The sequence below is a fragment of the Streptomyces canus genome, from assembly GCF_001514145.1.
GTDB classification, from domain to species: Bacteria; Actinomycetota; Actinomycetes; order Streptomycetales; family Streptomycetaceae; genus Streptomyces; species Streptomyces canus.
This window is the reverse complement of the sequence record NZ_KQ948675.1, coordinates 102,877-127,166: the sequence shown is the minus strand read 5'-3', so window position 1 is coordinate 127,166 and position 24,290 is coordinate 102,877. Positions and strand designations below refer to the sequence as shown.

Below are 24,290 nucleotides of genomic sequence, written 5' to 3'. Positions count from 1 at the left end.
CGTCGACAGCGCCGTTTTCGCGATCCGGAACTCGCTCTCGAGGTCGAGTGGCGGACAGGTCGCATGGGCCGAGTCCTCCCAACCGGTGCGCGAGATCCTCTCCGTGCCACCGCACGAATATGCCGAACCTTTTCCCCTGGGAAAGAATTTCTTACCTAGAACTCGGTAGGTGTATGGCACAGGCCAGATGCTACGAGCGTAAGCAGACGCCTATTACACATAGTGACCAGTCCGTCGCGCTAAGTAAAATGGCGTGTGTAGTTCTAGCGTAAAATTCTCCCCAGGAGGTTGACCGGTCGCTGTCGGTGCGGTGTGCGGTCTGCTTATATTCAGACCATGACCTTGATGGTGCCACGACTTCCAGAACTGAGCCGTTTCGGACATTCATCGTTGTTGGTCAGGCGGCATAGTGATAATCGCTGACAATGCCGCCGAGGATGCGGGTGCGCAGGAGTTCTCGGTCAGCAATCCTGTCGGGCGCGAGCCGCTGCCCGGTGAGGAAAAGCCTTTTTCCCCGAGCGTAATGCGGGTGACGCTCGCCGTAGCGCCGGGTATCGCCGGCCGGGAGGACGGCGTCGAAGAATCGGCGTATTCAACACCCGGTCACAGATCAACAGGTGCAGCAAACCGATCCGCACATTCAACTCCGCAGCAGGATTCTGGACCACTGCCGTTCACTGCAAGGTGGAAGAGGTGGTCACGCCGGCGATGCGGCGGTGGGTACGGGTGCTGGACCGGACCGAAGGGCCGCCCGCGCAATCAGGAGGGTTCGTCGGCGTCCTCGGCCGCAGCGCAGCAGCACGGCAGGCACCCGGATCGGTTCTGGTGTCACCAGTGCGCCGGCAACCCGTCACCTCGGCGTGACACCGACGCCGCAGCACCACACCGCACCTGATCTGAGCTGCCGAACGGCTTTCGGCGTCCTGATGATGCAGGTGATGAGCACCGATGAAGGGGCACGCGAGCGTCTGGAGCGCGGAGTTCCCGCCCCGCTCCGGGCGGTTGTGGCTGCCCGACCGTCGGAGGGGGCGCGACAGGGCCCTTCCCGACCTGAGCCGAAAGCCCGGATCGAGGTTTTGCGATGCGGACACGCATTGCGCGCTCAGTGCGGTCGTTTCAATTTCTTTGCGATTCAATGAGAATCGGATCTTAAGTTCTAGCCGACGGGGGTTGTTGGTTTGAATCAGTCTGAGGCTGTCTCGCCTGAACGTACACTTGACGTGATGGCCACCGAATCGAATTCCGCGACGACGCCTGCCAGATCCGGAGTGCGAGAGGTCGTGACCGTTCCGATCGTTTCGCTGCTGCCCGGCGAATCCCCGCGCCTTGAGGGACAAGACGCGGAGCACGTCGCCAGGCTGGCAGAGATCGGTGTTCCACTTCCGCCGATCCTGGTTGACCGGCGCAGTATGCGGGTGATCGACGGAATGCATCGCCTGATGGCGACCTTCCTCAAGGGCTTGGCGACAATCGACGTCGAGTTCTTCGACGGCAGTTCGGAGGATGCATTCCTGCGTGCTGTCCAGGCGAATGTGACGCATGGGCTTCCACTGAAGCAGGCTGACCGTCGCGCTGCGGCCACGAGAATCATCACGTCGCATCCGCACATGTCCGACCGGGCAATCGGGCTGGCTTCGGGGCTGGGGGCCAAGACCGTGGCGGCCATCCGGCGTCGTTCAGCTGAGGGGCTGCCACAACTGAACGCGCGCGTCGGCAGGGACGGCAGGGTCCGCCCGCTGAGTAGCGCGGAGGGCAGGCGAAGAGCCGCCGAAGTGATAGCCGAGTATCCGCAGGCGTCCTTACGCGAGGTGGCACGTCTCGCGGGCATCGCGCCGGCGACGGTGAGCGACGTCCGCAAGCGGCTTGAAGCAGGCAAGTCGCCCACGGTGGTACGGCCCGCTGCAGCCGATGCCCGCAGCGGTTCAGAGGTTCCGGTCCAGCGCACCAGGCCGAGCAATGAGCAGAAGGTGCGGCTGGTACAGCCCAACCCCGTCTCGATCGTCGAGAAGTTGCTGCGAGATCCCTCACTGCGCCACAAAGAGGAGGGGCGGAACCTTCTGCGCCTGCTGCAGCAGAATGCGATCGGGATGCAGGAGTGGTCCGAGCTGACTTCAGCGGTGCCGCCGCATTGCGGGGCCCTGGTCGTGGACCTGGCGCGCAAGTACGCCGAGACATGGCAGCAGTTCGCGCAGGAACTGGATGAGCGCGTCCGGGCCACCAGCCGTGGGGAGGTCGGCGGGTGAACAGCGGGAGTCTCATCGGCGACTGTGTCTTCAGTCGGGAAACGACAACACATGAGTGTGCAGGTCGCGACCGCCGACCCGTCACCTGGGCCGCGCCGACGCTTCACCGACGGGTTTCGGGAGGTCAACCTGCCGCCCGGTGCCCCTATTCATCCCCATCAGCACCAGCGCGCCGCCCACCAGCCCGAGCGCTCCAGATCGAAGCGATATGTTCTGTCCCCACCTGGCGGGGTCAACAGTCTTTCACCGGTGGCCAGTTCGTGACCTCCTCAACTCCCGGCCGCGCAAGAACCTGGAGTGGAAGGCTCCCGCAGAAGCCCTCGAGGATCATCTCCCGTGACCGGCTTTGACAGGCAGCCAAGTCGCCGCCGCACCGGCTGCCCTTCGTCGATGCCGCTCGGGTGATCTCCAGGCGGTCCAGAGTGGCTTCGGCGGCGGCGAGTTGCTCGCTGAGCAGGGCGATCTGCTGGCCCAGCTGCGCGGCGGTCTCGCTCACCACTTGCTGCCGAGTCTCGACCTTGTCCAGGAGGTGCCGCATCGATGCTCCCGCCGGTCGGGTGTGTGGGACGCCAGGCGGGCGGGTCGGGGCGGACACGCGAGTGAGTCGGCGGAGCATGAGTTCTTGTAGTGGAGGTAGAAGGCGTGCTCCCAGGCGTCGGAGACCAGGACCGGGGTCGAGCCCTGGCCGACGTCGCCCTGGTGGTCGTAGGCCTGCTCGACGATCAGGCGTCCGCTTGGCGCTTCGTGCGCGAGGCCCCCCAGCCCGAACCCTCTGTGGTCGCGTGGCCTTGGGGAGCTGCGCTTTGAAACCCGCGAACGGACCGAAGCATTCGGGGATGCGTCCGCGAGCTCGCCGACGCCGTGCTTGTGGCTCGCCGCCGTCGTACACGGCCCCACTCCGACGCGGTACAGGTCACTGCCGGTTTACGGCCGATGTGCCCGCTGCAGCGGTGAGCGGTGGAGGGGTGCGAGGCAGCGCGCCTAGGAGGTGGATGCCGAATTGGGAAAGCCCTCCGCAGGCCAGGTCCGCTGGGCTCAGCCGACGAGGCGGGGACGGCCGACTGGGGTGGGAGCCACGCCGAGGCGTTCGAGCAATAGCCCTTCCCGGGTGGACCAGGGGCAGATCTCGACGCTCGACGGCGGTTTCTTCCAGCGTCCGGCGAAAGCGCCATTCCTGGCCGTAGGCGGCATCCGCGGTCACCCAGGCGATCGGCAACGGCGAGGCGAGTGCGCGCAGCACCATGGCCCTGGCCAGTTCTGGCTTGGTGGCGAAGGTCCTCTCATCGGGAATCTTGGCGGCGCGGCAGCGTTCGCGGTCGTCCGTCCAGGACTTGGGCAGATACAGCTCGCGGTCCACCAGGGCGCGTCCGCGGGTGGTGGCGTAGGCGGCGAAGACGCCGATCTGGCAGTTTTCGGTGCGGCCGGCGGTGCCGGAGTACTGGCGCTGCACGCCTGCAGAGGTGGTGCCTTTCTTCACGAAGCCGGTGTCGTCGAGGATGAGGACCCCGTCGGCTTCGCCGAGCTTGCCGGCGACGTATGTCTGCAGGTCGTCGCGGACGTCGTCGGCGTTCCAGGTGGCTCCGTCCAACAGCCGTTGCAGGCCGTCGCCCGAGACTGTTGTCGACCCGGACGACGGCGAGGGTCCGCTCGTCCTCGCCGTCTCCGGCACCCTTCGAGATGCCCTGTGCACTGCCGTCGAGCACCAGCTCGCTGAAGTCAGCCGGCTGTGGGTGGCCGAGCGGGCGGCAGACGGCGAGGTCTTCGACCCCAAGATCGCCGTGTGGATCCTGAGCGGCTTGGCCGACCTGGCCCGTGCCGTCCGCGAGGGAGACGAGAACCTGTACTGCTGGGTGGCGTAGAAAGGGCACGGCCACCGTTGATCATCGTCGGTTCTGTGGACAGACGAAGATCAGCCGATGGCCGTGGGCCACAGCGTAGACCCTGCCCGGTGGCAGCCGGTGTTCGACGACCTGATGGCGAGGGTGGCGAGGCGGTTCGCCCGGGTCGAGCCGCGTCGCAGGGCACGGGCCTTCGTGCTGGGCCCGCTGGCAGAGTTGCCGCGGAAGAACTGCTGGACGATCGCGGAGCATGCCGGTGACAGCAGTCCGGCCGGTATGCAGCACCTGCTCAGCCGCGCCTCCTGGGACGCCGACGGAGTCCGCGACGACATACGGGACTTCGTGGTCGAGCACCTCGGCAACCAGGACGCCGTCCTGGTGGTGGGCGAGACCGGTGACCTGAAGAAGGGCACCGCGAGCGTCGGGGTGCAACGCCAGTGCACCGGGACCGCGGGTCGAATCGAAAACGCCCAGGTCGCCGTCTACCCCGTCTACTCCACCCCGGTAGGGCACGCTGCCATCGACCGGCGCCTCTACATCCCACGCTCCTGGACTCAGGGCCCCGACCGGTGCCGGGCCGCAGGCATCCCGGACCACACGGGGTTCGCCACCAAGCCCGCCCTGGCCAGATATGAGGGCCGGCACTTCAGCCCTGGGTGTCGCCTCGGTCGACCAGGTACTTCCAAGCGCGCCGCGGCGACTCAAACGGACAACCACCAGGCGTGACTCTGCCAGGACCCTGACATCAGTTCTGACATCTGCCGCCATGGGCGACAGCGGGTGTGGACGGTCATCAATGGTTCGACGAACTGCCGCTGACCGCCTTGCGCCCAAGGTCACGGCGGCAACCCCGGGAGACGGAGATCCGCATGTCACGAGCCTACTCGGCGGCTCGCCCAGCGGACGACGGGATCCAGGTAGCCCACGTGCGGACCGGAGAGGTCCGGCAGTTCGGCGGGTGAGCCGACGAGGGTGATCCGGTCGAACTCCGACACGCGTCCCCGTGCCGTCTCCGCGGCCACCAGCGCCGTGAAGCTGTCCCGCAGGAAGGACGCGGGCAACGGCGGGGCCAGGTAGTGGACACCGACCTGTCCGTCCTCGCCGTGCGTGACCAGACACCGGGTGAGGTCGGCGGCCGGGACGTCGACGCCCGTCTCCTCGGCCAGTTCCACAGCCGCGTGGCGGCGCAGTGCGGGCTCGTCCAGAGGCTCGTCGCCGGTGGGCGGTTCCACCGATCCGCCGGGGAACTGCCAGCGGCCGGGCGCGACGGTGGACGAGGACATACGGCCCACCAGCACACATCCGTCGTCCGTCGGCTGCACCACGCTGACGAAGAGGGACCGCGGGGCGGTGGCGCCCGGGACGCGGCGCAGCGCGAAGTACCGATAGGTCACCCGGGACCAGGAGATGAGCAGGCTGTCCGGGGCCTCCCAAGAGAGCCCCGCGCACACCGCCACCGGGCCGTCGAAGAGGGCCGGGTTGGCCAGGACGGCCTCGCCCCACTCGCGGTCCATGGCCGTCCGCACCTCGGCCGGGACCACCGGGGGCGCCACCTCGACCAGGCGCAGTCCCCCGGCCTCCAGCAGGTCAGGCATGGGTCAGTGCCCCCAGCGGATCGTCCAGCACCGGCTGCCACGCCAACTCGGCCGCCCCGACCAGACTGTTGTGGTCGAGGGTGCAGGCCAGGATGGGAACGCCGCCGCTCTGCCCCCACAGGCTGCGGTCGGCGACGACGGCGCGCAGCCGCGCGGGGTCGGCGTCCAGCAGGGTGCGGTGGAGGCCACCGAGGATGATCCGGTCCGGGTTGAGGATGTTCACCAGGCCCGCGAGACCGAGGCCCAGGCGGTCGATGAGGGCCTCCGCGGCGCCGCGGACGGCGGGATCGTCGTAGTGGTGCCGGACGAGGTCGTTGGCCTGCTGGAGCAGGGAGAGCTGGGGGCCGGGGGCGAGTCCCGCCGCCGTGAGGAACGCCAGCGGGTCCGCCTCGACGTCCAGACAGCCCCGGCTGCCGCAGTGGCAGGGGCGGCCCTCGGGATTCACGGTGAGGTGGCCGACTTCCAGGGCCAAGCCCGAACTCCCCGTGTGCAGACGCCCGTCGAGCACGAGGGCGCCGCCCACGCCCCGGTGTCCGGTCGCCACGCACAGCAGGTCCCGGGCGCCGCGGCCCGCGCCGTGCCGGTGCTCGGCGAGCGCGGCGAGGTTGACGTCGTTGGCCGCGAAGGCCGGTCCGGTGATGCCTGCGGCACGCACGCACTCGTCGAAGATACGGCGGACGGGGGCGCCCGCGGGCCAGGCGAGGTGCAGGGGGTTGAGGGCGAGGCCGTCGGGTTCGGCGACCGCGGACGGCACGGCGAGTCCGGCGCCGACGCAGCGTCTGCCGGTGGCGCGCAGCAGGTCGGCGCCCGCCTCGACGACGGAGCCGAGGACCTTCGCCGGGTCGGCGTCGACCGTCTCGCAGCCGGGGGCCGTGGCGACGATACGACCGCCCAGACCGACCAGGGCGGCCCGGAAGCCGTCGGCGTGGACCTGCGCGGCCAGCACGACGGGACCGTCCTCGGCGACCGCGAGGCGGTGCGAGGGCCGGCCCTGCGAACCGGCGGCCGCGGTGGGCCGGGCGTCGACGCGGATCAGCCCGAGCGCCTCCAGCTCGGCGGCGACCGCGCCGGCCGTCGCCCGCGTCACCCCGAGTTCGGCGGTGAGCACGGCCCGGGTGGGTGCGCGGCCGGTGTGCACGAGCTCCAACGCGGGCCCGAGCGCACCGCGCCCCCGGTCCAGCCGCGTCCTCGAGGTGGTTCCTTCCCCCGCCGGCCGGGGGTCCGCCTTGCCGCTCATGAGGGCGAGTCTCCCATGATCCGTTCGCGATCGAGCTCAGAGCCCGCTGACCCGCAGCGTGATGTTCAGTCGTCCCGTCAGCCCCAACTCGGGCGGCGCGGTGCCCGGATGCACACGGGGGACCCCGTGGTACGCGAGTCTCGACGGACCGCCGAACACGAACAGGTCACCGCTGCGCAGTTCGACGTCCGTGTAGGGCCGGGTCCGGGTCTCGGGGTTGCCGAAGCGGAAGACGCAGGTGTCGCCGAGGCTCAGGGAGACCACGGGCGCGTCCGACTTCTCGTCGCTGTCGCGGTGCATGCCCATGCGGGCGTCGCCGTCATAGAAGTTGATCAGTGCGATGTCGTACGCCGCCTGCCGCGGACCGAGCGCGTCGCGCACCGCTTCCCGGCCCAGCTCGCCCAGCCAGTGCGGGAAGGGCTTCACCGGTGCCCCGTCGCCGTCGACGACCGTGCGGGCGTAGCCGTACGGGTACCAGTGCCGGCCCAGACAGACCTGGCGCGCGGTCATCGTGCCGCCGCCCGGGGTGCGGACCGTGCGCAGTCCGGCGGGCGGGCGCGCCCACTCCCGGCAGGCCTCCAGCAGGCCGCGCTGCCGCCCCGGCTCCAGCCAGCCCGGCACGTGCACCGCACCCGGCGCGACCTCCGCGCGGGGTCGGGGGAACAGCTCGGCATCCATGGGTTCCATCCTGCCCGAGCGGGCCTGAGCTGCGCCTCCGATAGCCTGGACGCACGATGGACGACCGTATGACGACCCCCTGGGGCGAGCTCGCGCTCACCCGTTTCCCCGAGGACCCGCGTGACCTGCTGCGCGCCTGGGACGCCTCCGACGAGTATCTGCTGAGGCATCTCGTGGCTGAGGACGTGGCCCTGTCCGGCACGGTCGTGGTGGTCGGAGACCGCTGGGGTGCGCTGGCCACCGCCCTGGCACCGCACCGGCCGGTCCAGATCACCGACTCCTTCCTCAGCCAGGAGGCGACTCGCGCCAACCTCGAACGCGCCGACGTCGAGCCCGGCACCGTCCAGCTGCTCACCACACAGGACCCACCGCCCGGCCGCGTCGACGTCCTGCTGGTGCGCGTGCCGAAGAGCCTGGCCCTGCTGGAGGACCAGTTGCTGCGGCTGGCGCCCGCGGTGCACGAGGGCACGCTCGTCGTCGGCACCGGCATGGTGAAGGAGATCCACACCTCGACGCTCCAGCTGTTCGAGCGGATCCTCGGGCCGACGCGCACCTCGCTGGCCGAGAAGAAGGCCCGGCTCATCTTCTGCACACCGGAGCCGTCGCTCGAACGGCCCGCCAACCCCTGGCCGTACGGCTACACCCTCCCGGACGGCATCGGTGCCGTCTCCGGGCGGGCCGTCGTCAATCACGCGGGCGTCTTCTGCGCGGACCGGCTCGACATCGGCACCCGGTTCTTCCTCCAGCACCTCCCGAAGAGCCGTGGCTCGCAGCGGATCGTGGACCTGGGCTGCGGCAACGGCGTCGTCGGTACGGCGGTGGCCCTGGCCAACCCCGAGGCCGAGGTGCTGTTCGTCGACGAGTCCTTCCAGGCCGTGGCCTCGGCGGAGGAGACGTACCAGGCGAACGGCGTGCCGGGGCACGCGGAGTTCCGGGTCGGGGACGGTCTGGCGGGGGTCCCGGCGGGCAGCGTCGACCTCGTCCTCAACAACCCGCCCTTCCACTCCCACCAGGCGACGACCGACGCGACGGCCTGGCGGATGTTCACCGGAGCGCGCAGGGCGCTACGGCCCGGCGGCGAACTGTGGGTTGTCGGGAACCGCCATCTCGGCTATCACGTGAAGCTGCGAAAACTGTTCGGCAACAGTGAACTGGTCGCCGGCGGGCCGAAGTTCGTGGTGCTCAAGGCAGTGAAGGAGTCGGGTGTCTGATCCCTCGGTGCGGGCCTTCTACGACGCGCTGGCCCCGGACTACCACCGGATCTTCGCGGACTGGGACGTGAGCATCGCGCATCAGGCGGCCGTGCTCGGAGCGCTCGTGCGGGAGGACCTGGGGCCGGGTCCGCACCGCGTCCTGGACTGCTCGTGCGGCATCGGGACCCAGGCCATCGGACTCGCCCTCGCGGGGCACCGGGTCGTCGGCAGCGACCTCAGTCCGGTGGCCGCCGCACGTGCCACCCAGGAGGCCGCGGCTCGCGGGGCAGTGTTGCCGGCCGCCGCCGCGGACATGCGACGGCTGCCGTTCGTGTCGTCCGTCTTCGACGTCGTCGTCTGCGCCGACAACTCCCTGGCGCATCTGCTGACGGCCCCGGACCTGGAGGCCGCGCTCGCGGGCATGCGCAGGGTTGTGCGGGACGGCGGTCTGCTGGTGCTCACCCTTCGCGACTACGACGAGATCCGGCGGACCAGGCCCGGCGCCCCGCCTCCGCAGGTCTCCGAGGACTCCGACGGCCGGCTGATCACCTTCCAGCTGTGGCAGTGGCACGAGGACGGCGAACGCTACGACCTGGAGCACTTCCAGCTCGCGGACGGCGGCGGGGACGACTGGGCCGTCCGCGTCCGCCGTACGACCTCCTGGGCCCTGACCCGTTCACAGCTGACGGAGTTCGTGACCACGGCCGGATTCCTCGACGTGCGGTGGCACGATCCGGCCTCCAGCGGGTTCTACCAGCCCGTCCTCACCGCCCGAGCAGCTGGATGATCCGCCGGGCCGCCTCGGCCATGGCGTCCCGCCCGACACTGAGGTACTTGCGCGAGTCCACCGCCTCGGGGTGAGCCGCCAGGAACTCCCGGATCGCGCCGGTCATGGCGATGTTCAGCGCGGTGCCGACGTTGACCTTGGCGATGCCGCCCGCGACGGCCGTGGTGAGTTCGTCGTCGCGGACTCCGGAGGAGCCGTGCAGGACGAGGGGGACGTCCACGGTGGTGGCGAGGCGTTTGAGCAGGTCGTGGTCGAGGGTGGCGGTGCGTTGGGTCATCGCGTGGGCGCTGCCGATGGCCACGGCGAGGGCGTCCACGCCGGAGTCGGCGACGAAGGCGCGGGCCTCGGCGGGGTCGGTGCGGGCGCCGGGGGCGTGGGCGTCCAGCGCGGGCCGGCCCTGCTTCCCGCCCACTTCCCCCAACTCGGCCTCGATCCAGAGCCCTTGGGAATGCGCCCAGTCGGCCGCCGCCCGGGTGGCGGCGAGGTTCTCGGCGTAGGGCAGGTGGGCCGCGTCGTACATCACGGAACCGAAGCCGGCGTCCGCCGCCTGGCGCAGCAGGTCGTCGCTCTGGACGTGGTCGAGGTGCAACGCGACCGGCACGGCGGCGCGTTCGGCCGCGACGACGGCGGCGCGAGCGAGCGGGAGAAGCCGGCCATAGCGGAACTTGACGGCGTTCTCGCTGACTTGGAGCACGACGGGCGCGTCGAGGGACTCGGCACCGGTGATGACGGCCTCGACGTGCTCCAGGGTGATGATGTTGAAGGCGGCGACGGCGGAGCGGGTGGTGGCGGCGCGGGTGACGAGCTCGCCGGTGGTGGCCAGGGGCACGACGTCTCCTAGGGGCGGGCGAGGATCACCGAGCGGGTGAGGTGGCGGGGCTGGTCCGGGTCGAGGCCGCGGGCCCCGGCGACGGCGACCGCGAGGCGCTGCACGCGGACCAGTTCGGCGAGGGGGTCGAGGGTGCCCGGCACCCACAGTCCGCCGGTCTCCCGGACCTGTTCGGCCAGCCCCTCGGGTGCCGCGCCGAGCATCCAGGTGGCGGTGCCATGGGTGGTGATGCTGATCGGGCCGTGGCGGTACTCCATCGCCGGATAGGCCTCGGTCCAGGCGAGGGAGGCCTCGCGCATCTTCAGCCCCGCCTCGCTGGCCAGCCCCACCGTCCAGCCCCGGCCGAGGAAGGTGAACTGCGTGCACTCGACGAGGCCTTCGGGCAGGGGAGTCGTGAGTGCGGTGTGGGCGTCGGCGACGACGGCGTCGGTGTGCAGGCCCAGGTGGGCGCGGAGCAGGGTGAGGGCGGTGGTCGCGAACCTCGTCTGGACGACGGAGCGTTCGTCGGCGAAGTCGAGGACGACGACCTCGTCGGCGGCGGCCATGACGGGGGTGGCGGGGTCGGCGGTGAGAGCGGTCGTGCGGGTGCTGCCCTTCAACTGCCCGAGCAGGTCGAGGACTTCGGTCGTCGTGCCGGAGCGGGTGAGGGCGACGACACGGTCGTACGAGCGCCCCCGCGGGAACTCCGACGCGGCGAAGGCGTCGGTCTCGCCCTGGCCCGAGCCCTCCCGCAGCGCCGCCACGGCCTGCGCCATGAAGTACGACGTGCCGCATCCGACGATCGCGACCCGCTCCCCGGCCGCCGGAAGCGCGTGGGCGTGGCCCGCGGCCTCCGCCGCCGCCCGGGTCCAGCACCCGGGCTGGCTGGTCAGCTCGTCCTCGACATGAGTCATGCCGTACCTCTCTGTCACTTTGATTGCTCTTGCAAGATATAGCTAGCTTTCGAGCATAATCAAGCATTCACACGCAGAAGTGGTGCGCCTCGCGTGCGAGGCCGTTTTCGTGACACCCGCGGCCGATCCTGCATAGGCTGATCCGCAGGAGGCTGCGATGAGCGGATCACCCAGGGATCACACGGGCTACCTGCCGATCGCCGAGCACGGTCTGATCGGTGACCTGCGCAGCGTGGCACTGGTCGGGACCGACGGCACCATCGACTGGTACTGCTGCCCCGCCTTCGACGCACCGAGCGTCTTCGCGTCGATCCTGGACGCGGAGCGCGGCGGCTGCTTCGAGCTCGCGGCGACCGTGCCGGCACGGACCAAGCAGTTCTACTTCCCCGACACCAACGTCCTGATCACCCGGTTCTACACCGAGGACGGCGTGGGCGAGGTCCAGGACTTCATGCCGGTCGACGGCGACACGGTGGAGACCGAGCGGCACCGGCTGATCCGGCGAGTGGTGTGCGTACGCGGCTCGATTCCGTTCCGGACACGCGTGGCCCCGCGTTTCGACTACGGCGCCCAGCCGCACACCCTCCGCATGGTCGGGGACGTCGCGGTCTTCGAGTCCCCCAAGCTGACGCTGGGCCTGACCGCGACCGTGCCGCTGGAGACCGAAGGCCTCGACGTACGCGCCGACTTCAAGCTCTCCGAGGGTGAGTCGACGGTGTTCGCGCTGGACCAGGTCGGCGGCGAGGTGACCCCGCGCCGGTGCGCGCGCACCGAGGCCGAGGAGCAGTTCACCAGCACGGTCGCCTACTGGCGGCACTGGCTGTCCGCCTCCAAGTACCGGGGCCGCTGGCGGGAGATGGTGCACCGCTCCGCCCTCACCCTCAAGCTGCTCACCTACGCGCCCACCGGCGCCATCGTGGCCGCGCCGACGACGAGCCTGCCCGAACAGCTCGGCGGCGAGCGCAACTGGGACTACCGGTACGTGTGGGTGCGCGACGCCGCCTTCTGTGTGTACGCGCTGCTGCGGCTCGGCTTCACCAGCGAGGCCGAGCAGTTCATGGACTTCCTCATCCGGCACGTCAGTCCGGACGGCCACGGCCCCTCCGGGCCGCTCCAGATCATGTACGGCATCGATGGCCGCACCGACCTGACGGAGCGTGAACTCGGCCATCTGGAAGGGCATCAGGGCTCCGCGCCGGTCCGGGTCGGCAACGCCGCCGCCGACCAGCTCCAACTCGACATCTACGGCGCCCTGATCGACTCGATCTACCTGTACGACAAGTGGGCCAAGCCGATCTCCAGCGACCAGTGGGACGACGTGTCCGCGCTGGTGGACTGGGTGTGCGAGAACTGGGACCAGCCCGACGAGGGCATCTGGGAGACCCGCGGCGGCCGCAAGAACTTCCTGTACTCACGGCTGATGTGCTGGGTGGCGATCGAGCGGGCGATCCGCATGGCCAACCGGCGCGGGCTGCCCGCCGACCTGAACCGCTGGCGGGAGTGCCGCGACACGATCTACCGGCGGATCATGAAACGCGGCTGGTCGGAGACCCGGCAGGCGTTCGTCCAGCACGAGGACGGCGATGTGCTCGACGCGGCCGTACTGATGATGCCGCTGACCAAGTTCATCGCGCCGACCGACCCCAAGTGGCTGTCCACGCTGGACGCGCTGACCGAGGAGCTGGTGTCGGACTCCCTCGTCTACCGCTACGACCCCACGGCGAGCCCCGACGGACTGCGCGGGGACGAGGGCACCTTCTCCATCTGCTCGTTCTGGTACGTCGAGGCGATGGTGCACGCCGGCCGGATCGACGAAGCACGGCTGGCCTTCGAGAAGATGCTCACGTACGCCAACCATCTGGGCCTGTACGCCGAGGAGATCAGCAACACCGGCGAGCAGCAGGGCAACTTCCCGCAGGCGTTCACCCATCTCGCCCTGATCAGCGCGGCCTTCAACCTGGACCGGGCCCTCGGCTGAGGAATAGCCGTCGGCCGGTCCCACGTTGCAGCCGGCATGACGACGAACGCGCCGCGGCCCGAGGTCCTGCGATACACCGCCTTCTCCACCACTCCCGAGGGCGGCAACCCCGCCGGCGTCGTCCTGGACGCCACCACCCTGGACGACGGCGACATGCTGGCCATCGCCGCCGAGCTCGGTTACTCGGAGTCGGCGTTCCTGACCCCGCCCCCGGAGGGACTGGACGGGCCGGAGGGACGGACGTTCACCATCCGTTACTTCAGCCCCAAGGCCGAGGTGTCGTTCTGCGGGCACGCCACGGTCGCGACCGCCGTCGCGCTGGCCGAGCGGATCGGCCCGGGCGAGCTGGTGTTCGCCACCCGCGCCGGCACCGTGCCCGTGTCGGTGGCCGAGGAGGACGGGACGGTCAGGGCCACGCTCACCAGTGTCGAGCCGCACGTCGAGGACGTCGCCGAGGCCGACCTCACGGAGGCGCTCGCCGCGCTCGACTGGCCGGCCACCGATCTCGACCCGGCGTTTCCGCCCCGGATCGCGTTCGCCGGCGCCCGCCATCTCGTCCTCGCGGCGGCGACACGCGCCCGCCTCGCGGATCTGGCGTACGACTTCCCGCGCCTCGAAACCCTGATGCACCGACTGGACCTGACCACGGTCCAGCTGGTGTGGCGGGAGTCGGCGACCGTGTTCCACGCCCGTGACCCGTTCCCGGTCGGCGGCGTGGTCGAGGACCCCGCGACCGGCGCCGCGGCCGCCGCGTTCGGTGCGTACGCCCGTGACCTCGGCCTGGTGCCGGAGGACGCCGTCCTCACCCTGCACCAGGGCGAGGACCTGGGCCGCCCCGGCGAACTCACGGTGACCCTGCGCGCGGGCGACCCCCGGGTCCGGGTCGGGGGCGCCGGGGCCCTCATCGGCCAGTGAGCCGCGAGACTCGTCAGTGACCGTGCCCGGCCGACGACTCATGGGGGGCCTCTTCGGAAGCCTCTTCCTCTGTCACCGCTCCGCCCGCACGGACCGTGAACGCGGCGGTGTGCACCTTGCCCTCGTGCTTGAAGTCGAGGAAGAGCCGGTAGGTGCCGCTGCTGGGCGCCGTGGCCGTGAAGGAGATGTCCGGGCCGGGCTCGGTCGAGCCGTCGCCGGGTTCGCCGCCCGGGTGGACGTGGAGGTAGGCGAGGTCGCCGGAACGCAGGGCGACCAGGTGGCCGTAGGCGCCGAGATAGGGCTGGAGATCGGTGACGGGCCTGCCGCCCCGGGAGACCGTCAGCTTCAGCTCGCGGGCGGCGCCGGGGCGCAGGGCTCCGCCCAGCTTCACCTCGTAGCCCTCGGTCGCGGCGGTGGTGTTCGGCGCCGGCAGGTTCTGCGGTGCGTAGGTGCCCGACACGGCCAGATCCGCGCCGAGGGTGAGGTTCTCGGCGCCCTTCTTCTCGGGGGTGAAGTCCGCGAAGACCCGGTAGCCGCCCGCGCGGGGCAGCGACACGGGGATGCTCCAGGTTCCGTCGGCGGCCCGGGTGGGATGCAGATGGCGGTAGGTGTTCAGGTCGCGTGAGGCGACGATGAGGTGGAGTTCCTTGTCGTGCTCCCGGCGGAAGGCGGTGACCGCGCGGCCGTCCTCGCCCCGGATGGCGAAGCGGAGGTCGGCGGTGCGTCCGGCCGTGAGGCGAAGGGTCTGCAGGTCGAGGGTGTAGCCGTTCTCGGAGATCTGGAGTCCGCCGGCCGGGGGCGACTCGTGGCCCGAATGCCCGGGGCTCTCCGAGTGCCCCGACTCGCTGTCGCCCGTGTGCGCCTCATGGGGGGCGGGCGTCTCGTCCTCGGTCACGGGGCCGACGCCCTGGCCCACGCCGTAGGCGGTGCCGAACGTCGCGGCCAGTGCGGCGGCGAATGCGGTGATCCTCAGTCCAGCGTGCATGGTCGGCTCCTCCGGTTCGGTATGCGGCTCTCGATGCGCTTCACCATACCCCCAGGGGGTATCAAGTCAACCCGTCGGACCGACTTGCCCCAGATACCCACTGGGGGTATACAGGAGTCGCGACGCACCATACCCCCACCCGGTATCTACGAGGAGCAGCCGTGACCACCACCGCAGCAGCCGAGACCGAGCTGGCCATCGGCGGCATGACCTGCGCCTCGTGCGCGGCGCGCATCGAGAAGAAGCTCAACCGGATGGAGGGGGTCACCGCCACCGTCAACTACGCCACCGAGAAGGCCAAGGTCACCCACGCCGCCGGTGTCTCGGTCCAGGACCTGATAGCGACCGTCGAGAACACCGGGTACACGGCCCGGGAACCGGCACCGCCCGAGCCGTCCGCTCCCGACGAGGAAGAGCCCGACGAACTGCGCTCCCTGCGCGAGCGGTTGGCGACCGCCGTGCTGCTGGCGGTGCCCGTCGTCGCGATGGCGATGATCCCGGCGCTGCAGTTCGAGTACTGGCAGTGGCTGTCCCTGACGTTGGCGGCGCCCGTGGTGACCTACGCCGGATGGCCCTTCCACAAGGCGGCGTTCACCAATGCCCGGCACGGCGCGGCCACCATGGACACGCTGATCTCGGTCGGTACGACGGCCGCCTTCGGCTGGTCGCTGTGGGCGCTGTTCTTCGGGACCGCGGGCACGCCGGGTATGAAGCACCCCTTCGAGCTGACGATCACCCGCGGTGACGGCACCGGGAACCTGTATCTGGAGGCCGCGGCCGGGGTCACCGCGTTCATCCTGGCCGGGCGGTACTTCGAGGCCCGATCCAAGCGCAAGGCGGGCGCGGCCCTGAAGGCGCTGCTGGAACTGGGCGCGAAGGACGTCACCGTGCTGCAGTCGGGCGGGCACGAAGAGACCGTCCCGATCGCGGAGTTGAAGGTCGGCGACCGCTTCCTCGTCCGTCCCGGCGAGAAGATCGCGACCGACGGGACCGTCGTCGAGGGCTCCTCCGCCGTGGACGCCTCGATGCTCACGGGTGAGTCCGTGCCGGTCGAGGTCACCCCCGGAGATTCCGTCACCGGCGCCACCCTCAACGCGGGCGGACGGCTCGTCGTCGAGGCGACCCGGGTCGGCTCCGACACCCAACTGGCCAGGATGGCCAAGCTGGTCGAGGACGCCCAGAACGGCAAGGCGGCCGCTCAGCGGCTCGCGGACCGGATCTCCGCGGTGTTCGTGCCGGTCGTCATCGCACTCGCCCTCGGCACCCTGGGCTTCTGGCTCGGCAACGGCGCCGGTACGGCCGCCGCGTTCACCGCCGCCGTCGCCGTCCTGATCATCGCCTGCCCGTGCGCCCTCGGCCTCGCCACGCCGACCGCTCTGCTGGTCGGGACCGGGCGCGGCGCCCAACTCGGCATCCTCATCAAGGGTCCTGAGGTCCTGGAGTCCACCCGCAAGGTCGACACCGTCGTCCTGGACAAGACCGGCACCGTCACCACGGGCCGGATGACCCTCCTGGCCGTGCACCCGGCAGACGGCACCGACGAGGCCGAAGTCCTGCGGCTGGCAGGCACGTTGGAGCACGCCTCGGAGCACCCGGTCGCCCGCGCGGTCGCCGACGGGGCTACGGAGAAGCTGGGTTCCCTCCCCACACCGGAGGACTTCGCGAACGTGCCGGGACTCGGGGTGCAGGGCATCGTGGACGGTCATGCCGTGCTCGTCGGCCGCGAGCGTCTGCTCGCCGACTGGTCCTTGGAGCTGCCCGAGGAGCTCCGGCGGGTCAAGTCGGAGGCGGAAGCCCTCGGTCGTACCGCCATCGCGGTCGCCTGGGACGGCGAGGCGCGGGCCGTGCTCGAAGTCGCCGACGCGGTCAAGGACACCAGCCGTGAGGCGATCGTCCGCCTGCGCGCACTCGCCCTCACACCGGTCCTGCTGACCGGTGACAACCGGGCCGTGGCCGAGTCCGTGGCCCGAGAGGTCGGCATCGACCCGGAGCAGGTGATCGCCGAGGTGCTGCCGCAGGACAAGGTGGACGTCGTCAAGCGGCTTCAGGCAGAGGGCCGTTCGGTCGCGATGGTCGGTGACGGCGTCAACGACGCGGCCGCACTGGCGCAGGCCGACCTGGGCCTGGCGATGGGCACCGGCACGGACGCCGCGATCGAGGCGGGCGATCTGACCCTCGTCCGGGGCGACCTGCGGGCCGCGGCGGACGCCATCCGCCTCGCCCGCCGCACCCTGGGGACGATCCGGTCCAACCTCTTCTGGGCCTTCGCGTACAACGTGGCCGCGCTGCCGCTGGCGGCGGCCGGACTGCTCAACCCGATGCTCGCGGGGGCGGCGATGGCGTTCTCGTCGGTGTTCGTGGTCGGCAACTCGCTGCGGCTGCGGTCGTTCCGAGCCGCCTGACCCGGCCGGCCGGGCGGGCAGGGACTCCGAGACCAGGAGCCCCTGCCCGCCCGTCTCTCAGCGGAACGTCTCCCTCGCAGTGAGCCGGACATGTACGGCGGTGAGCGCGAGCGCCAACGGTCCGGGCACCAGGAAGGCCAGCGGCACCAGCATCCAGGCACACAGGGCCGCCGTGGCCACGGCGAGCAGCACCAGGGCGCTGCCGCCGACATCCCGTACCGCGTCCCGGGCCGCCTCCCGCACGGCGGCCGGCCAGTCGGTGAGCGACTCGGGGCGGGCGCAGGCCCGCAGGCCCACCACCAGGGCGACCGCACCGATACCGGCGGCCACCACCGCGAACAGTGGCGCCCCCGGCAGCCCGGCCCCGGCGAGCGCCAGGTCTGCCAGGAACAGCAGCGCGCCGGCCAGGGCGACGGCGCCCGCCCCCAGGTCACCGGCCCGCAGCCGACGCCGTAGGGCCGCGAAGTACCGGCCGGCGGTGGCCGGTTGCCCCTCCCCCGCACCTCGCAGGACCGCGCACGCGGTCGACAGCGCGGCCGGGGCCGTCACCACGGGCAGGCAGACCAGGGCCGTTGCCAGGCCGACGCTCAGCATGTCGGCGAACAGGGTCATCCTGGGGCCGAAGACCTCGCCCGGTTCACGAGCACGCATCCCGCTCATCCCTTGAGTCCCGAGCTCGCCATGCCCTCCACCAGGAACCGCTGGAAGGCGAGGAAGAACAGCACGATCGGCAGCAGTGCGATCACCGACATGGCGAACATCGGGCCGAACGCCGACTGGCTGGAGGCGTCCACGAACGACCTGAGGGCGAGCGTGAGCGTGAACTTGTCCGGGTCGAAGAGGTAGATGAGCTGGGTGAAGAAGTCGTTCCAGGTCCAGATGAAGGTGAAGATCGCCGTGGTGATCAGCGCGGGCCTGGTCAGCGGCAGCACGATCTGGAAGAAGCTGCGGAAGGGCCCGCAGCCGTCGATGCGGGCGGCCTCCTCCAGCTCACGTGGCAGACCGCGCATGAACTGCACGATGAGGAAGACGAAGAACGCCTCCGTGGCCAGGAACTTGGGCAGGATCAGCGGCCAGTAGGTGTTCACCATGCCGAGCTTGTTGAAGATGATGTACTGCGGGATCAGGATCGCGTGGTGCGGCAGCATGATCGTGGCGATCATGAAGGCGAACATCGGGCCACGGAAGCGGAATCGCAGCCGGGCGAAGGCGTAGGCGGCGAGCGAGCAGCTGATCACGTTGCCGAGGACCGCGCCCCCCGCGATCAGCAGCGAGTTGGACAGCAGCCGCCAGATGGAGACGTCGTTGACGCCCTCGAAGGCGGTTTCGTAGTTCGACCACTCCAGGTGGCGGGGCAGCAGGTCGAGGCTGGCGATCACCTCGTCGGCCGGCTTGAGCGAGGTGGCGAGCAGCCAGGCCAGCGGGTAGAGCATCACGAGCAGGGCAGCCAGACAGCCGAGGTGCAGGGCGACCCGGCCCCAGCGAACGGGCTTGCGGGCGGCGGCAGTTGATACGGAGGTCATCGCTCCCCCTCGGACGCGTAGAAGACCCAGGAACGCGAGGTGCGGAACAGCACCGCCGTGACGATGCCGATGACGAGCAGCAGCACCCAGGCCATGGCGGAGGCGTAGCCCATGTGGGAGGCGACGAAACCGCGGTCGTAGAGGTACATCGTGTAGACGAGCGTGGAGTCGGCGGGGCCGCCCTTGCCCGCGCTCACCGCGAAGGCGGGTGTGAAGACCTGGAAGGCCTGGATGGTCTGGAGGACCAGGTTGAAGAAGAGCACCGGGGACAGCATGGGGACGGTGACGGACAGGAACTGGCGCCATGTCCCGGCCCCGTCGACGGCCGCCGCTTCGTAGAGCTCGGCGGGTATCTGCTGCAGACCGGCGAGGAAGATGACCATCGGCGCCCCGAACTGCCACACCGTCAGCAGCGCGACGGCCAGCAGTGCCCAGCCGGGCCTGTTGACCCAGCCGCCGGTGCCGAGCAGGTTGTCCACGGTGCCGCCGTCGTTGAAGACGGCACGCCAGACGAGCGCGATGGACATGGAGGCGCCGAGCAGCGAGGGGGCGTAGAACGCGGACCGGTAGAAGGCCTTGCCGCGTTTCATGGACTTCAGGGCGAGCGCGACGACCAGCGCGAGGGCCAGTTGGAGCGGCACCGCTATGACGACATACATCAGGGTCGTCGTGACGGAACGCCAGTAGCGCGGGTCCTCGGTGAACATCTGGGTGTAGTTGCGCAGGCCCACCCAGTGGGGCGGGTCGAAGAGGTTGTAGTCGGTGAAGGACAGGTACAGCGAGACGGCCATCGGCAGCAGGGTGAGGACGCTCGCGCCGAGGACCCACGGGGAGAGGAACACCCAGGCGGCGCCCTGGCGTTCGCGCTTGGCCCGGCGCCTCGTGGTGGGGGCGGTGGCGGGCTTCTCCCCCGTCGGGATCGCGGTGGTGGTCATGACCTCAGCTCCGCCTTCGCCTCGGTGACGTAGTTCTCGGCCGCCTCGCGGGGCGTCATGCGCTCGTAGGACACCTGGTCGTAGTCACGCTGGAAGGTGGTCTGCAGGGCGTTGTCGCCGGAGGGCGGGGCCTGCGGCGGGTCCTTCAACTTCCCTTCCAGGGACGCCTGGTAGTCGGCGACCGTTTTGTCGAAGTCCTTGAGGAGGGGTGCTGTCTCCTCGCGGATGGTCTCGTTGACGGGGATGCCGCGGGTGGCGCCGAGGATCTTCGCCGCGTCGTGGTCGTTGAGGAGGAAGTCGACGAGCTGGGCGGCGGCCTCGGCGTGGCCGGTGTGGGCGGAGACGCCGAGGAACATCGACGGCTTGAAGTACTGCCCTGGCGTGCCGTCGGAGCCGGACGGCATGGGCGCCAGTGCGATCCCGGTCGGGATGATCGCGAGGTAACCGCTCGACGGGGCGTCCCAGTTGGTGTCGGAGACCGCCTTGTCGCGGCCCAGCGGGGTGTTCTCCACGGAGCCGTCGAGCTGGGTGGTCTGCTCGGCCGGGGAGACGGCTCCCTCGCGCCTCAACGTGTCGGTGAAGGTCCACCACTTGGTGAGATCGGCGGCGGTGAAGCCCAGTCCGCCCTCCTTGGTGTAGAGGGCCTTGCCCTGTCCGCGCAGCCAGACCTCGAAGGCGTCCTCGCTCTGACCGGGATCGGTGGCGCCGGGTTCGCCGGTCTTCTTCTCGAGCGCGCGCACGGCCCGGGCCCAGTCGTCCCAGGTCCATCCCTGCGCGGGGAGCGGCACCCCGGAGGCCTTCCAGGTCTTGACGTCGTAGACGACGGTCTCGGTGCCCCGGCCCTGCGGGATCGCGTACTGGGTTCCGTCCACGCGGCCGGTGGCGAGCAGCCCGGAGTCGATCTCGGAGGTGCGCAGCACGGCCTTCTGCTTCGCCAGGTCGAGCAGGACCCCGCCGGAGGCGTACTGGTCGATCTGGCGGTAGTCGAGCTGCATCACGTCGGGTGCGTCGCCGCCCGTGGCCTGGACGGCGAGCTTCTGCTTGTAGGCGTCGTAACCCGAGAACGACGTCTGCACCTGTACGTTCGGGTGCTGTTTCTCGAACAGGGCGACGGCCTGCTCGGTGCGCTCCGCGCGGTCGGGGTTGCCCCACCACGTGTAGCGGAGCACGACCTTGCCGCCGCCGACCGATTCCCCGGATCCCCCGCAGCCGGCCGCCAGCGCGCAGAGCGCGAGTGCGACGGCCGAAGCGCAGAACCCCTTTGTCCTGTGTCCGGGCATGCCGAGGTCACCTCATCCCTTCCTCGGACTTTCTACGGCCCCCCTCGGAACTCCCCCCAGAACAAACGGTGTTACTCGCCGCCGTACGGCAGCGTCGTCCCCGGCAGGTTGTACTCGTCGCGTCGGCCGCACATCCCGAAGCCGCCGAGCCGGGTCGGCGCGGCCTCGTGGGCGGTCGCCTCGCCGAGGTACGACGGTTCACCGGCCGCCAGCGCGTCGAGCTGGGCGCCGGTGCGCTCCGCGGTGGCCAGGGCCCCGGTCCGCCACAGCTCGCGCCAGGTGGGCACCTTGTCCCGTACCAGGCGGGCGGCGGCCCGCTGGAACTCCCGATACGGGCCGTTGTCTCCGGCGACCAGTGCCTCGCGCAGGCCTAGGTAGCCCTCGACGGCGAGGTCCCGGCGCCGGCGGGCGGCCGCGGCCGTCTCCGGACCCGTACCGGGCGGGAGCCGGGCGGCCTCGGCATACCGCGAGGGGTCGGCGAGCACGTCCGGCGGGAAGGTGAAGACGGCGTCCCCGGCCTCGGGCAGACCGCTGTTCTGCATGAGCACGGTGATGCGCAGATCGCCGCCCTGGACCATGCGGTGCACGGTGCCCGGTGTGAACCAGGCGATCGAGCCCGGCTCCAGGGGGATCTCCCGGTAGCCGTCGGGGCTCAGCGTCTGCACCGCGCCCCGGCCGCCGGTGACGACATAGGCCTCCGTGCACACCAGGTGCAGATGCGGGCTGCCGCCGCAGACGCCGTCGGCGGCCTCCCAGTCGTAGGCGCTCAGGTGGGACAGGCCCACGGCGCCCGGCAGCGGGTGGGGAAGGCCGGGCTTCACCAGGACAGGCCTTCCAGACACGAGGACACGCGTTCCTCGTCCCAGGCGCCGTCGGCCACGACCAGCCGGTAGCGGTACTCGAAGGACTCCCCCGGCGGCAGCTCGAACTCCTCGAAGAACGCCCAGGAGAACGCGACCGTCGGGAAGGGCTCGGAGCGCACGAACCAGTGCGACTCGTGGATCGCGTGCTGCGGGTCGAGGTTCTCGGGGGCGTGCGCGAAGACGAGCGTGGAGTGGGCGTCCACGTCGTCGTGTTCGGTGGTGAAGGCGAGCCAGGGGCTCTGGCTGCCCATCAGCTTGTCCGCGTCGCCGTCCGTGTCCGGGGCGAAGACCGACCCACCGGTGAAGTCGCGGGGGCCGCGCCACTGGAGTCCGGTGTAACCCGCCATCTCACGGCCCGCGGTGGTGGGGGAACCGAAGGCCAGCGGCTCGTCGCGGGTGTTGGTGAGGCGGATCGACCAGTCCAGCGCCCAGGAGCCGGCCTCCTCGTCGACCGAGTGGACGGTGATGCCGCGCACTTCGCGCGCCCACTCGCTGCCGCCGTTCTCCACCCACGTGAGCTCCTCGGCGACGGTGAGCCGGTCGTCCTCGACCGACAGCACCGGGAAACCGTCGTGCCGCATCGAGCCGACGCGCTCCGGCAGGGGCAGATAGCCCTGCCCGTGGACATAGCAGTTGCCGCCCCAGAAGTTCTGCCCCGACAGATGGCTCGCGGTCATCTGCAGACCCTTGTGCCAGCGGTGGTCGTTGGGACGGTAGCCGGTCACCGTGCGGCCGCCGAGGGTGCGCACCGGGTGGGCGTAGGGCTTCTTGGCCTCGAAGGCCTCGGGGTCGGGGCGGTAGACGTAGCGGAGGATCTCCGTGCCGTTCGCCGCCTCGACGGCGATGTGCTCGCCGTGGACGTGGCTGACGCGGATGCTCATGCGCGCTCCTTGGGGGCCCAGTGGGGGTGGTCGCCGTGCATGGCCGGGTAGAAGGGGTCGCCCGGCGCGATCTCGCCGGCGTTCACGGGCCGGCCCGTGAACGCGGACTTGTAGAGCGCGGCGGCGAACTCGAGGGTGGCACGGGCGTCGGCGCCGCTGCCGGGAGGCCTGACACCGTTGTCGTACGCGTCGAGGAGCGCGCCGAGCTGGGCCGCGTGCGAACTGGGCACGTCGGCGGCGGGCGTGCGCCAGGCGTCGACGCGGTCAGCGGCCACGTGGGGGGCGGGTGTGTAGGTCCAGTCCTGGTTGCGGTGCCCGTACAGGTGGGTGAGTTCGACGGTCGCGTCGGCGCAGTCGATGCGGATGCGGCTCACCTCGTCGGGTGACAGCACGCTGTTGACGACGGTGGCGAGGGCGCCGTTCTCGAACCGGACGAGGGCCGTGGAGACGTCCTCGCTCTCGGTGTCGTGGACCAGCCGGGCCGCCATCGCGCGGATCTCCGCCCACGGGCCGAGCAGATGCAGGAGAAGGTCGTACTGGTGGATGCCGTGGCCCATGGTGGGCCCGCCGCCCTCGCTGGCCCAGGTGCCGCGCCACGGTACGGCGTAGTAGGCGGCGTCCCGGTACCAGGTGGTCTGGCAGTGCGCGACGCGGGGGGCACCCAGCTCGCCGCTCGTGATCAGCTCGCGCGCGTGGACGGCGCCGGAGCCGTAGCGGTGCTGGAAGACCACGGAGGCGTAGGCCCCGGACGCCTCCTCGGCCGCCGCGATCTCGTCGTACTCGGCGAGCGACAGGGTCAGCGGCTTCTCGCACAGCGCCCAGGCGCCCGCCTTGAGGGCGGCCACCGTCTGCTCCCGGTGCAGCGACGGCGGGGTGCCGATGAGGACCAGGTCGGGGCGTGCGGCGTCCAGCATCTCGGCCATGGAGGTGTAGCCGGCGACCTCGCCGCCCGCGAGTTCCCGGAAGGCGTCGAGTCTGCCCTGGTCCACGTCGACGGCGGCGACCAGTTCTGTGCGCTCGGCGTGGGCCCTGAGCGCGGACAGATGGCTGCCGCTGACGATGGCGCCGGTGCCGACCACGGCTACGCGGCGGCGGGCTGGACGGGGCATACGGTCCTCCTCGGACGTCCGGCAAGGGGACGCTGACGTGCGGGGAAAGCGCTTGCTCTCCCGGAGTCGACCCTAGATCCCCGGCGATTGTCCTAACAAGACCCCGGGCGGTGATATCGGTGAACA

The 24,290-nt window shown here is 70.6% G+C and carries 23 protein-coding genes and 2 pseudogenes; 8 read left to right on the top strand and 17 right to left on the bottom strand.

Going from position 1 to position 24,290, the window contains the following annotated elements; translation table 11 throughout:
• Positions 1 to 180, bottom strand: a 180-nt coding sequence (locus AQJ46_RS56680) for a hypothetical protein (RefSeq protein ID WP_208617080.1), incomplete at its 3' end; no start/stop codon positions are given.
• Positions 181 to 1,223: 1,043 nt separating this feature from the next.
• Here AQJ46_RS56680 and AQJ46_RS43085 point away from each other — a divergent pair.
• Positions 1,224 to 2,243, top strand: a complete 1,020-nt coding sequence (locus tag AQJ46_RS43085) for a ParB/RepB/Spo0J family partition protein (protein ID WP_107117437.1) — start codon at positions 1,224 to 1,226, stop codon at positions 2,241 to 2,243.
• A gap of 232 nt (positions 2,244 to 2,475) precedes the next feature.
• On the opposite strand, the gene AQJ46_RS43080 is transcribed toward AQJ46_RS43085, so the two are convergent.
• From AQJ46_RS43080 to AQJ46_RS43075, 3 genes and pseudogenes are all read right to left on the bottom strand, one after another.
• Complete coding sequence (locus AQJ46_RS43080) at positions 2,476 to 2,781, bottom strand: hypothetical protein (protein ID WP_059210810.1); 306 nt, start codon at positions 2,779 to 2,781, stop codon at positions 2,476 to 2,478.
• Positions 2,736 to 3,140 (bottom strand): Fe-Mn family superoxide dismutase, encoded by a 405-nt coding sequence (locus tag AQJ46_RS59180; RefSeq protein ID WP_404828519.1) that lies wholly within the window; start codon positions 3,138 to 3,140, stop codon positions 2,736 to 2,738. The genes AQJ46_RS43080 and AQJ46_RS59180 overlap by 46 nt, the downstream gene beginning before the upstream one ends.
• Before the next feature lie 16 nt (positions 3,141 to 3,156).
• A pseudogene (locus AQJ46_RS43075) lies at positions 3,157 to 3,897 on the bottom strand (IS701 family transposase); the annotation flags it as partial.
• Here AQJ46_RS43075 and AQJ46_RS43070 point away from each other — a divergent pair.
• The gene (locus AQJ46_RS43070) at positions 3,818 to 4,102 is read left to right on the top strand and encodes a hypothetical protein (RefSeq protein WP_208617082.1); all 285 of its coding nucleotides are present in this window, start codon (positions 3,818 to 3,820) and stop codon (positions 4,100 to 4,102) included. The pseudogene AQJ46_RS43075 and the gene AQJ46_RS43070 overlap by 80 nt on opposite strands.
• Positions 4,103 to 4,159: 57 nt before the next feature.
• Positions 4,160 to 4,711: pseudogene (locus AQJ46_RS43065) on the top strand (IS701 family transposase); the annotation flags it as partial.
• A 242-nt stretch (positions 4,712 to 4,953) separates the two neighbouring features.
• Here AQJ46_RS43065 and AQJ46_RS43060 read toward each other — a convergent pair.
• From AQJ46_RS43060 to AQJ46_RS43050, 3 genes are read right to left on the bottom strand one after another with little or no spacing between them, the layout of a single operon-like run.
• On the bottom strand, positions 4,954 to 5,676 hold the full coding sequence (locus AQJ46_RS43060) for an NUDIX hydrolase (RefSeq protein ID WP_059210809.1): 723 nt from the start codon (positions 5,674 to 5,676) through the stop codon (positions 4,954 to 4,956).
• Positions 5,669 to 6,913 (bottom strand): ROK family protein, encoded by a 1,245-nt coding sequence (locus AQJ46_RS43055; protein WP_059210808.1) that lies wholly within the window; start codon positions 6,911 to 6,913, stop codon positions 5,669 to 5,671. The genes AQJ46_RS43060 and AQJ46_RS43055 overlap by 8 nt, the downstream gene beginning before the upstream one ends.
• A 36-nt stretch (positions 6,914 to 6,949) precedes the next feature.
• Positions 6,950 to 7,591 (bottom strand): alpha-ketoglutarate-dependent dioxygenase AlkB family protein, encoded by a 642-nt coding sequence (locus AQJ46_RS43050; protein ID WP_057617787.1) that lies wholly within the window; start codon positions 7,589 to 7,591, stop codon positions 6,950 to 6,952.
• Between the two features lie 68 nt (positions 7,592 to 7,659).
• Here AQJ46_RS43050 and AQJ46_RS43045 point away from each other — a divergent pair, with 68 nt between their 5' ends.
• Positions 7,660 to 8,802 (top strand): methyltransferase, encoded by a 1,143-nt coding sequence (locus AQJ46_RS43045; RefSeq protein ID WP_059210835.1) that lies wholly within the window; start codon positions 7,660 to 7,662, stop codon positions 8,800 to 8,802.
• A complete protein-coding gene (locus AQJ46_RS43040) occupies positions 8,795 to 9,571 on the top strand; it encodes a class I SAM-dependent methyltransferase (protein ID WP_059210807.1) in 777 nt (258 codons plus the stop codon). Before AQJ46_RS43045 ends, AQJ46_RS43040 begins: the two co-directional genes overlap by 8 nt.
• On the opposite strand, the gene AQJ46_RS43035 is transcribed toward AQJ46_RS43040, so the two are convergent.
• Together AQJ46_RS43035 and AQJ46_RS43030 are read right to left on the bottom strand one after the other, a co-directional pair.
• Positions 9,549 to 10,400, bottom strand: a complete 852-nt coding sequence (locus AQJ46_RS43035) for a class II fructose-bisphosphate aldolase (protein WP_059210806.1) — start codon at positions 10,398 to 10,400, stop codon at positions 9,549 to 9,551. The genes AQJ46_RS43040 and AQJ46_RS43035 overlap by 23 nt on opposite strands.
• Positions 10,401 to 10,408: 8 nt before the next feature.
• Complete coding sequence (locus AQJ46_RS43030; RefSeq protein WP_059210805.1) at positions 10,409 to 11,293, bottom strand: SIS domain-containing protein; 885 nt, start codon at positions 11,291 to 11,293, stop codon at positions 10,409 to 10,411.
• Between the two features lie 157 nt (positions 11,294 to 11,450).
• Between AQJ46_RS43030 and AQJ46_RS43025 the strand changes: the two genes are divergently transcribed.
• Both AQJ46_RS43025 and AQJ46_RS43020 read left to right on the top strand, forming a co-directional pair.
• A complete protein-coding gene (locus AQJ46_RS43025; protein WP_059210804.1) occupies positions 11,451 to 13,271 on the top strand; it encodes a glycoside hydrolase family 15 protein in 1,821 nt (606 codons plus the stop codon).
• Between the two features lie 36 nt (positions 13,272 to 13,307).
• Positions 13,308 to 14,186, top strand: coding sequence for a PhzF family phenazine biosynthesis isomerase (locus AQJ46_RS43020; protein ID WP_059210803.1), 879 nt, complete (start codon positions 13,308 to 13,310; stop codon positions 14,184 to 14,186).
• Between the two features lie 13 nt (positions 14,187 to 14,199).
• Here AQJ46_RS43020 and AQJ46_RS43015 read toward each other — a convergent pair whose 3' ends face one another.
• Positions 14,200 to 15,171 (bottom strand): hypothetical protein, encoded by a 972-nt coding sequence (locus AQJ46_RS43015; protein WP_059210802.1) that lies wholly within the window; start codon positions 15,169 to 15,171, stop codon positions 14,200 to 14,202.
• A gap of 161 nt (positions 15,172 to 15,332) precedes the next feature.
• On the opposite strand from AQJ46_RS43015, the gene AQJ46_RS43010 reads away from it, so the two are divergent.
• Positions 15,333 to 17,573, top strand: a complete 2,241-nt coding sequence (locus tag AQJ46_RS43010; RefSeq protein WP_059210801.1) for a heavy metal translocating P-type ATPase — start codon at positions 15,333 to 15,335, stop codon at positions 17,571 to 17,573.
• Between the two features lie 57 nt (positions 17,574 to 17,630).
• On the opposite strand, the gene AQJ46_RS43005 is transcribed toward AQJ46_RS43010, so the two are convergent.
• From AQJ46_RS43005 to AQJ46_RS42975, 7 genes are all read right to left on the bottom strand, one after another.
• Positions 17,631 to 18,233, bottom strand: coding sequence for a hypothetical protein (locus AQJ46_RS43005; RefSeq protein ID WP_059210800.1), 603 nt, complete (start codon positions 18,231 to 18,233; stop codon positions 17,631 to 17,633).
• The gene (locus tag AQJ46_RS43000) at positions 18,230 to 19,096 is read right to left on the bottom strand and encodes a carbohydrate ABC transporter permease (protein ID WP_059210799.1); all 867 of its coding nucleotides are present in this window, start codon (positions 19,094 to 19,096) and stop codon (positions 18,230 to 18,232) included. Before AQJ46_RS43000 ends, AQJ46_RS43005 begins: the two co-directional genes overlap by 4 nt.
• Positions 19,093 to 20,031, bottom strand: coding sequence for a carbohydrate ABC transporter permease (locus AQJ46_RS42995; protein WP_059210798.1), 939 nt, complete (start codon positions 20,029 to 20,031; stop codon positions 19,093 to 19,095). The genes AQJ46_RS43000 and AQJ46_RS42995 overlap by 4 nt, the downstream gene beginning before the upstream one ends.
• Positions 20,028 to 21,311, bottom strand: a complete 1,284-nt coding sequence (locus AQJ46_RS42990; RefSeq protein ID WP_059210797.1) for an ABC transporter substrate-binding protein — start codon at positions 21,309 to 21,311, stop codon at positions 20,028 to 20,030. The genes AQJ46_RS42995 and AQJ46_RS42990 overlap by 4 nt, the downstream gene beginning before the upstream one ends.
• A gap of 71 nt (positions 21,312 to 21,382) precedes the next feature.
• Positions 21,383 to 22,153, bottom strand: coding sequence for a cupin domain-containing protein (locus tag AQJ46_RS42985; RefSeq protein WP_225887552.1), 771 nt, complete (start codon positions 22,151 to 22,153; stop codon positions 21,383 to 21,385).
• Positions 22,129 to 23,055 carry a DUF6807 domain-containing protein gene (locus AQJ46_RS42980; protein WP_059210796.1) on the bottom strand — a complete coding sequence of 309 codons (927 nt, stop codon included), beginning with the start codon at positions 23,053 to 23,055 and terminating at the stop codon, positions 22,129 to 22,131. Before AQJ46_RS42980 ends, AQJ46_RS42985 begins: the two co-directional genes overlap by 25 nt.
• The gene (locus AQJ46_RS42975) at positions 23,052 to 24,164 is read right to left on the bottom strand and encodes a Gfo/Idh/MocA family protein (protein ID WP_059210795.1); all 1,113 of its coding nucleotides are present in this window, start codon (positions 24,162 to 24,164) and stop codon (positions 23,052 to 23,054) included. Before AQJ46_RS42975 ends, AQJ46_RS42980 begins: the two co-directional genes overlap by 4 nt.
• Between the last annotated feature and the right edge of the window lie 126 nt (positions 24,165 to 24,290).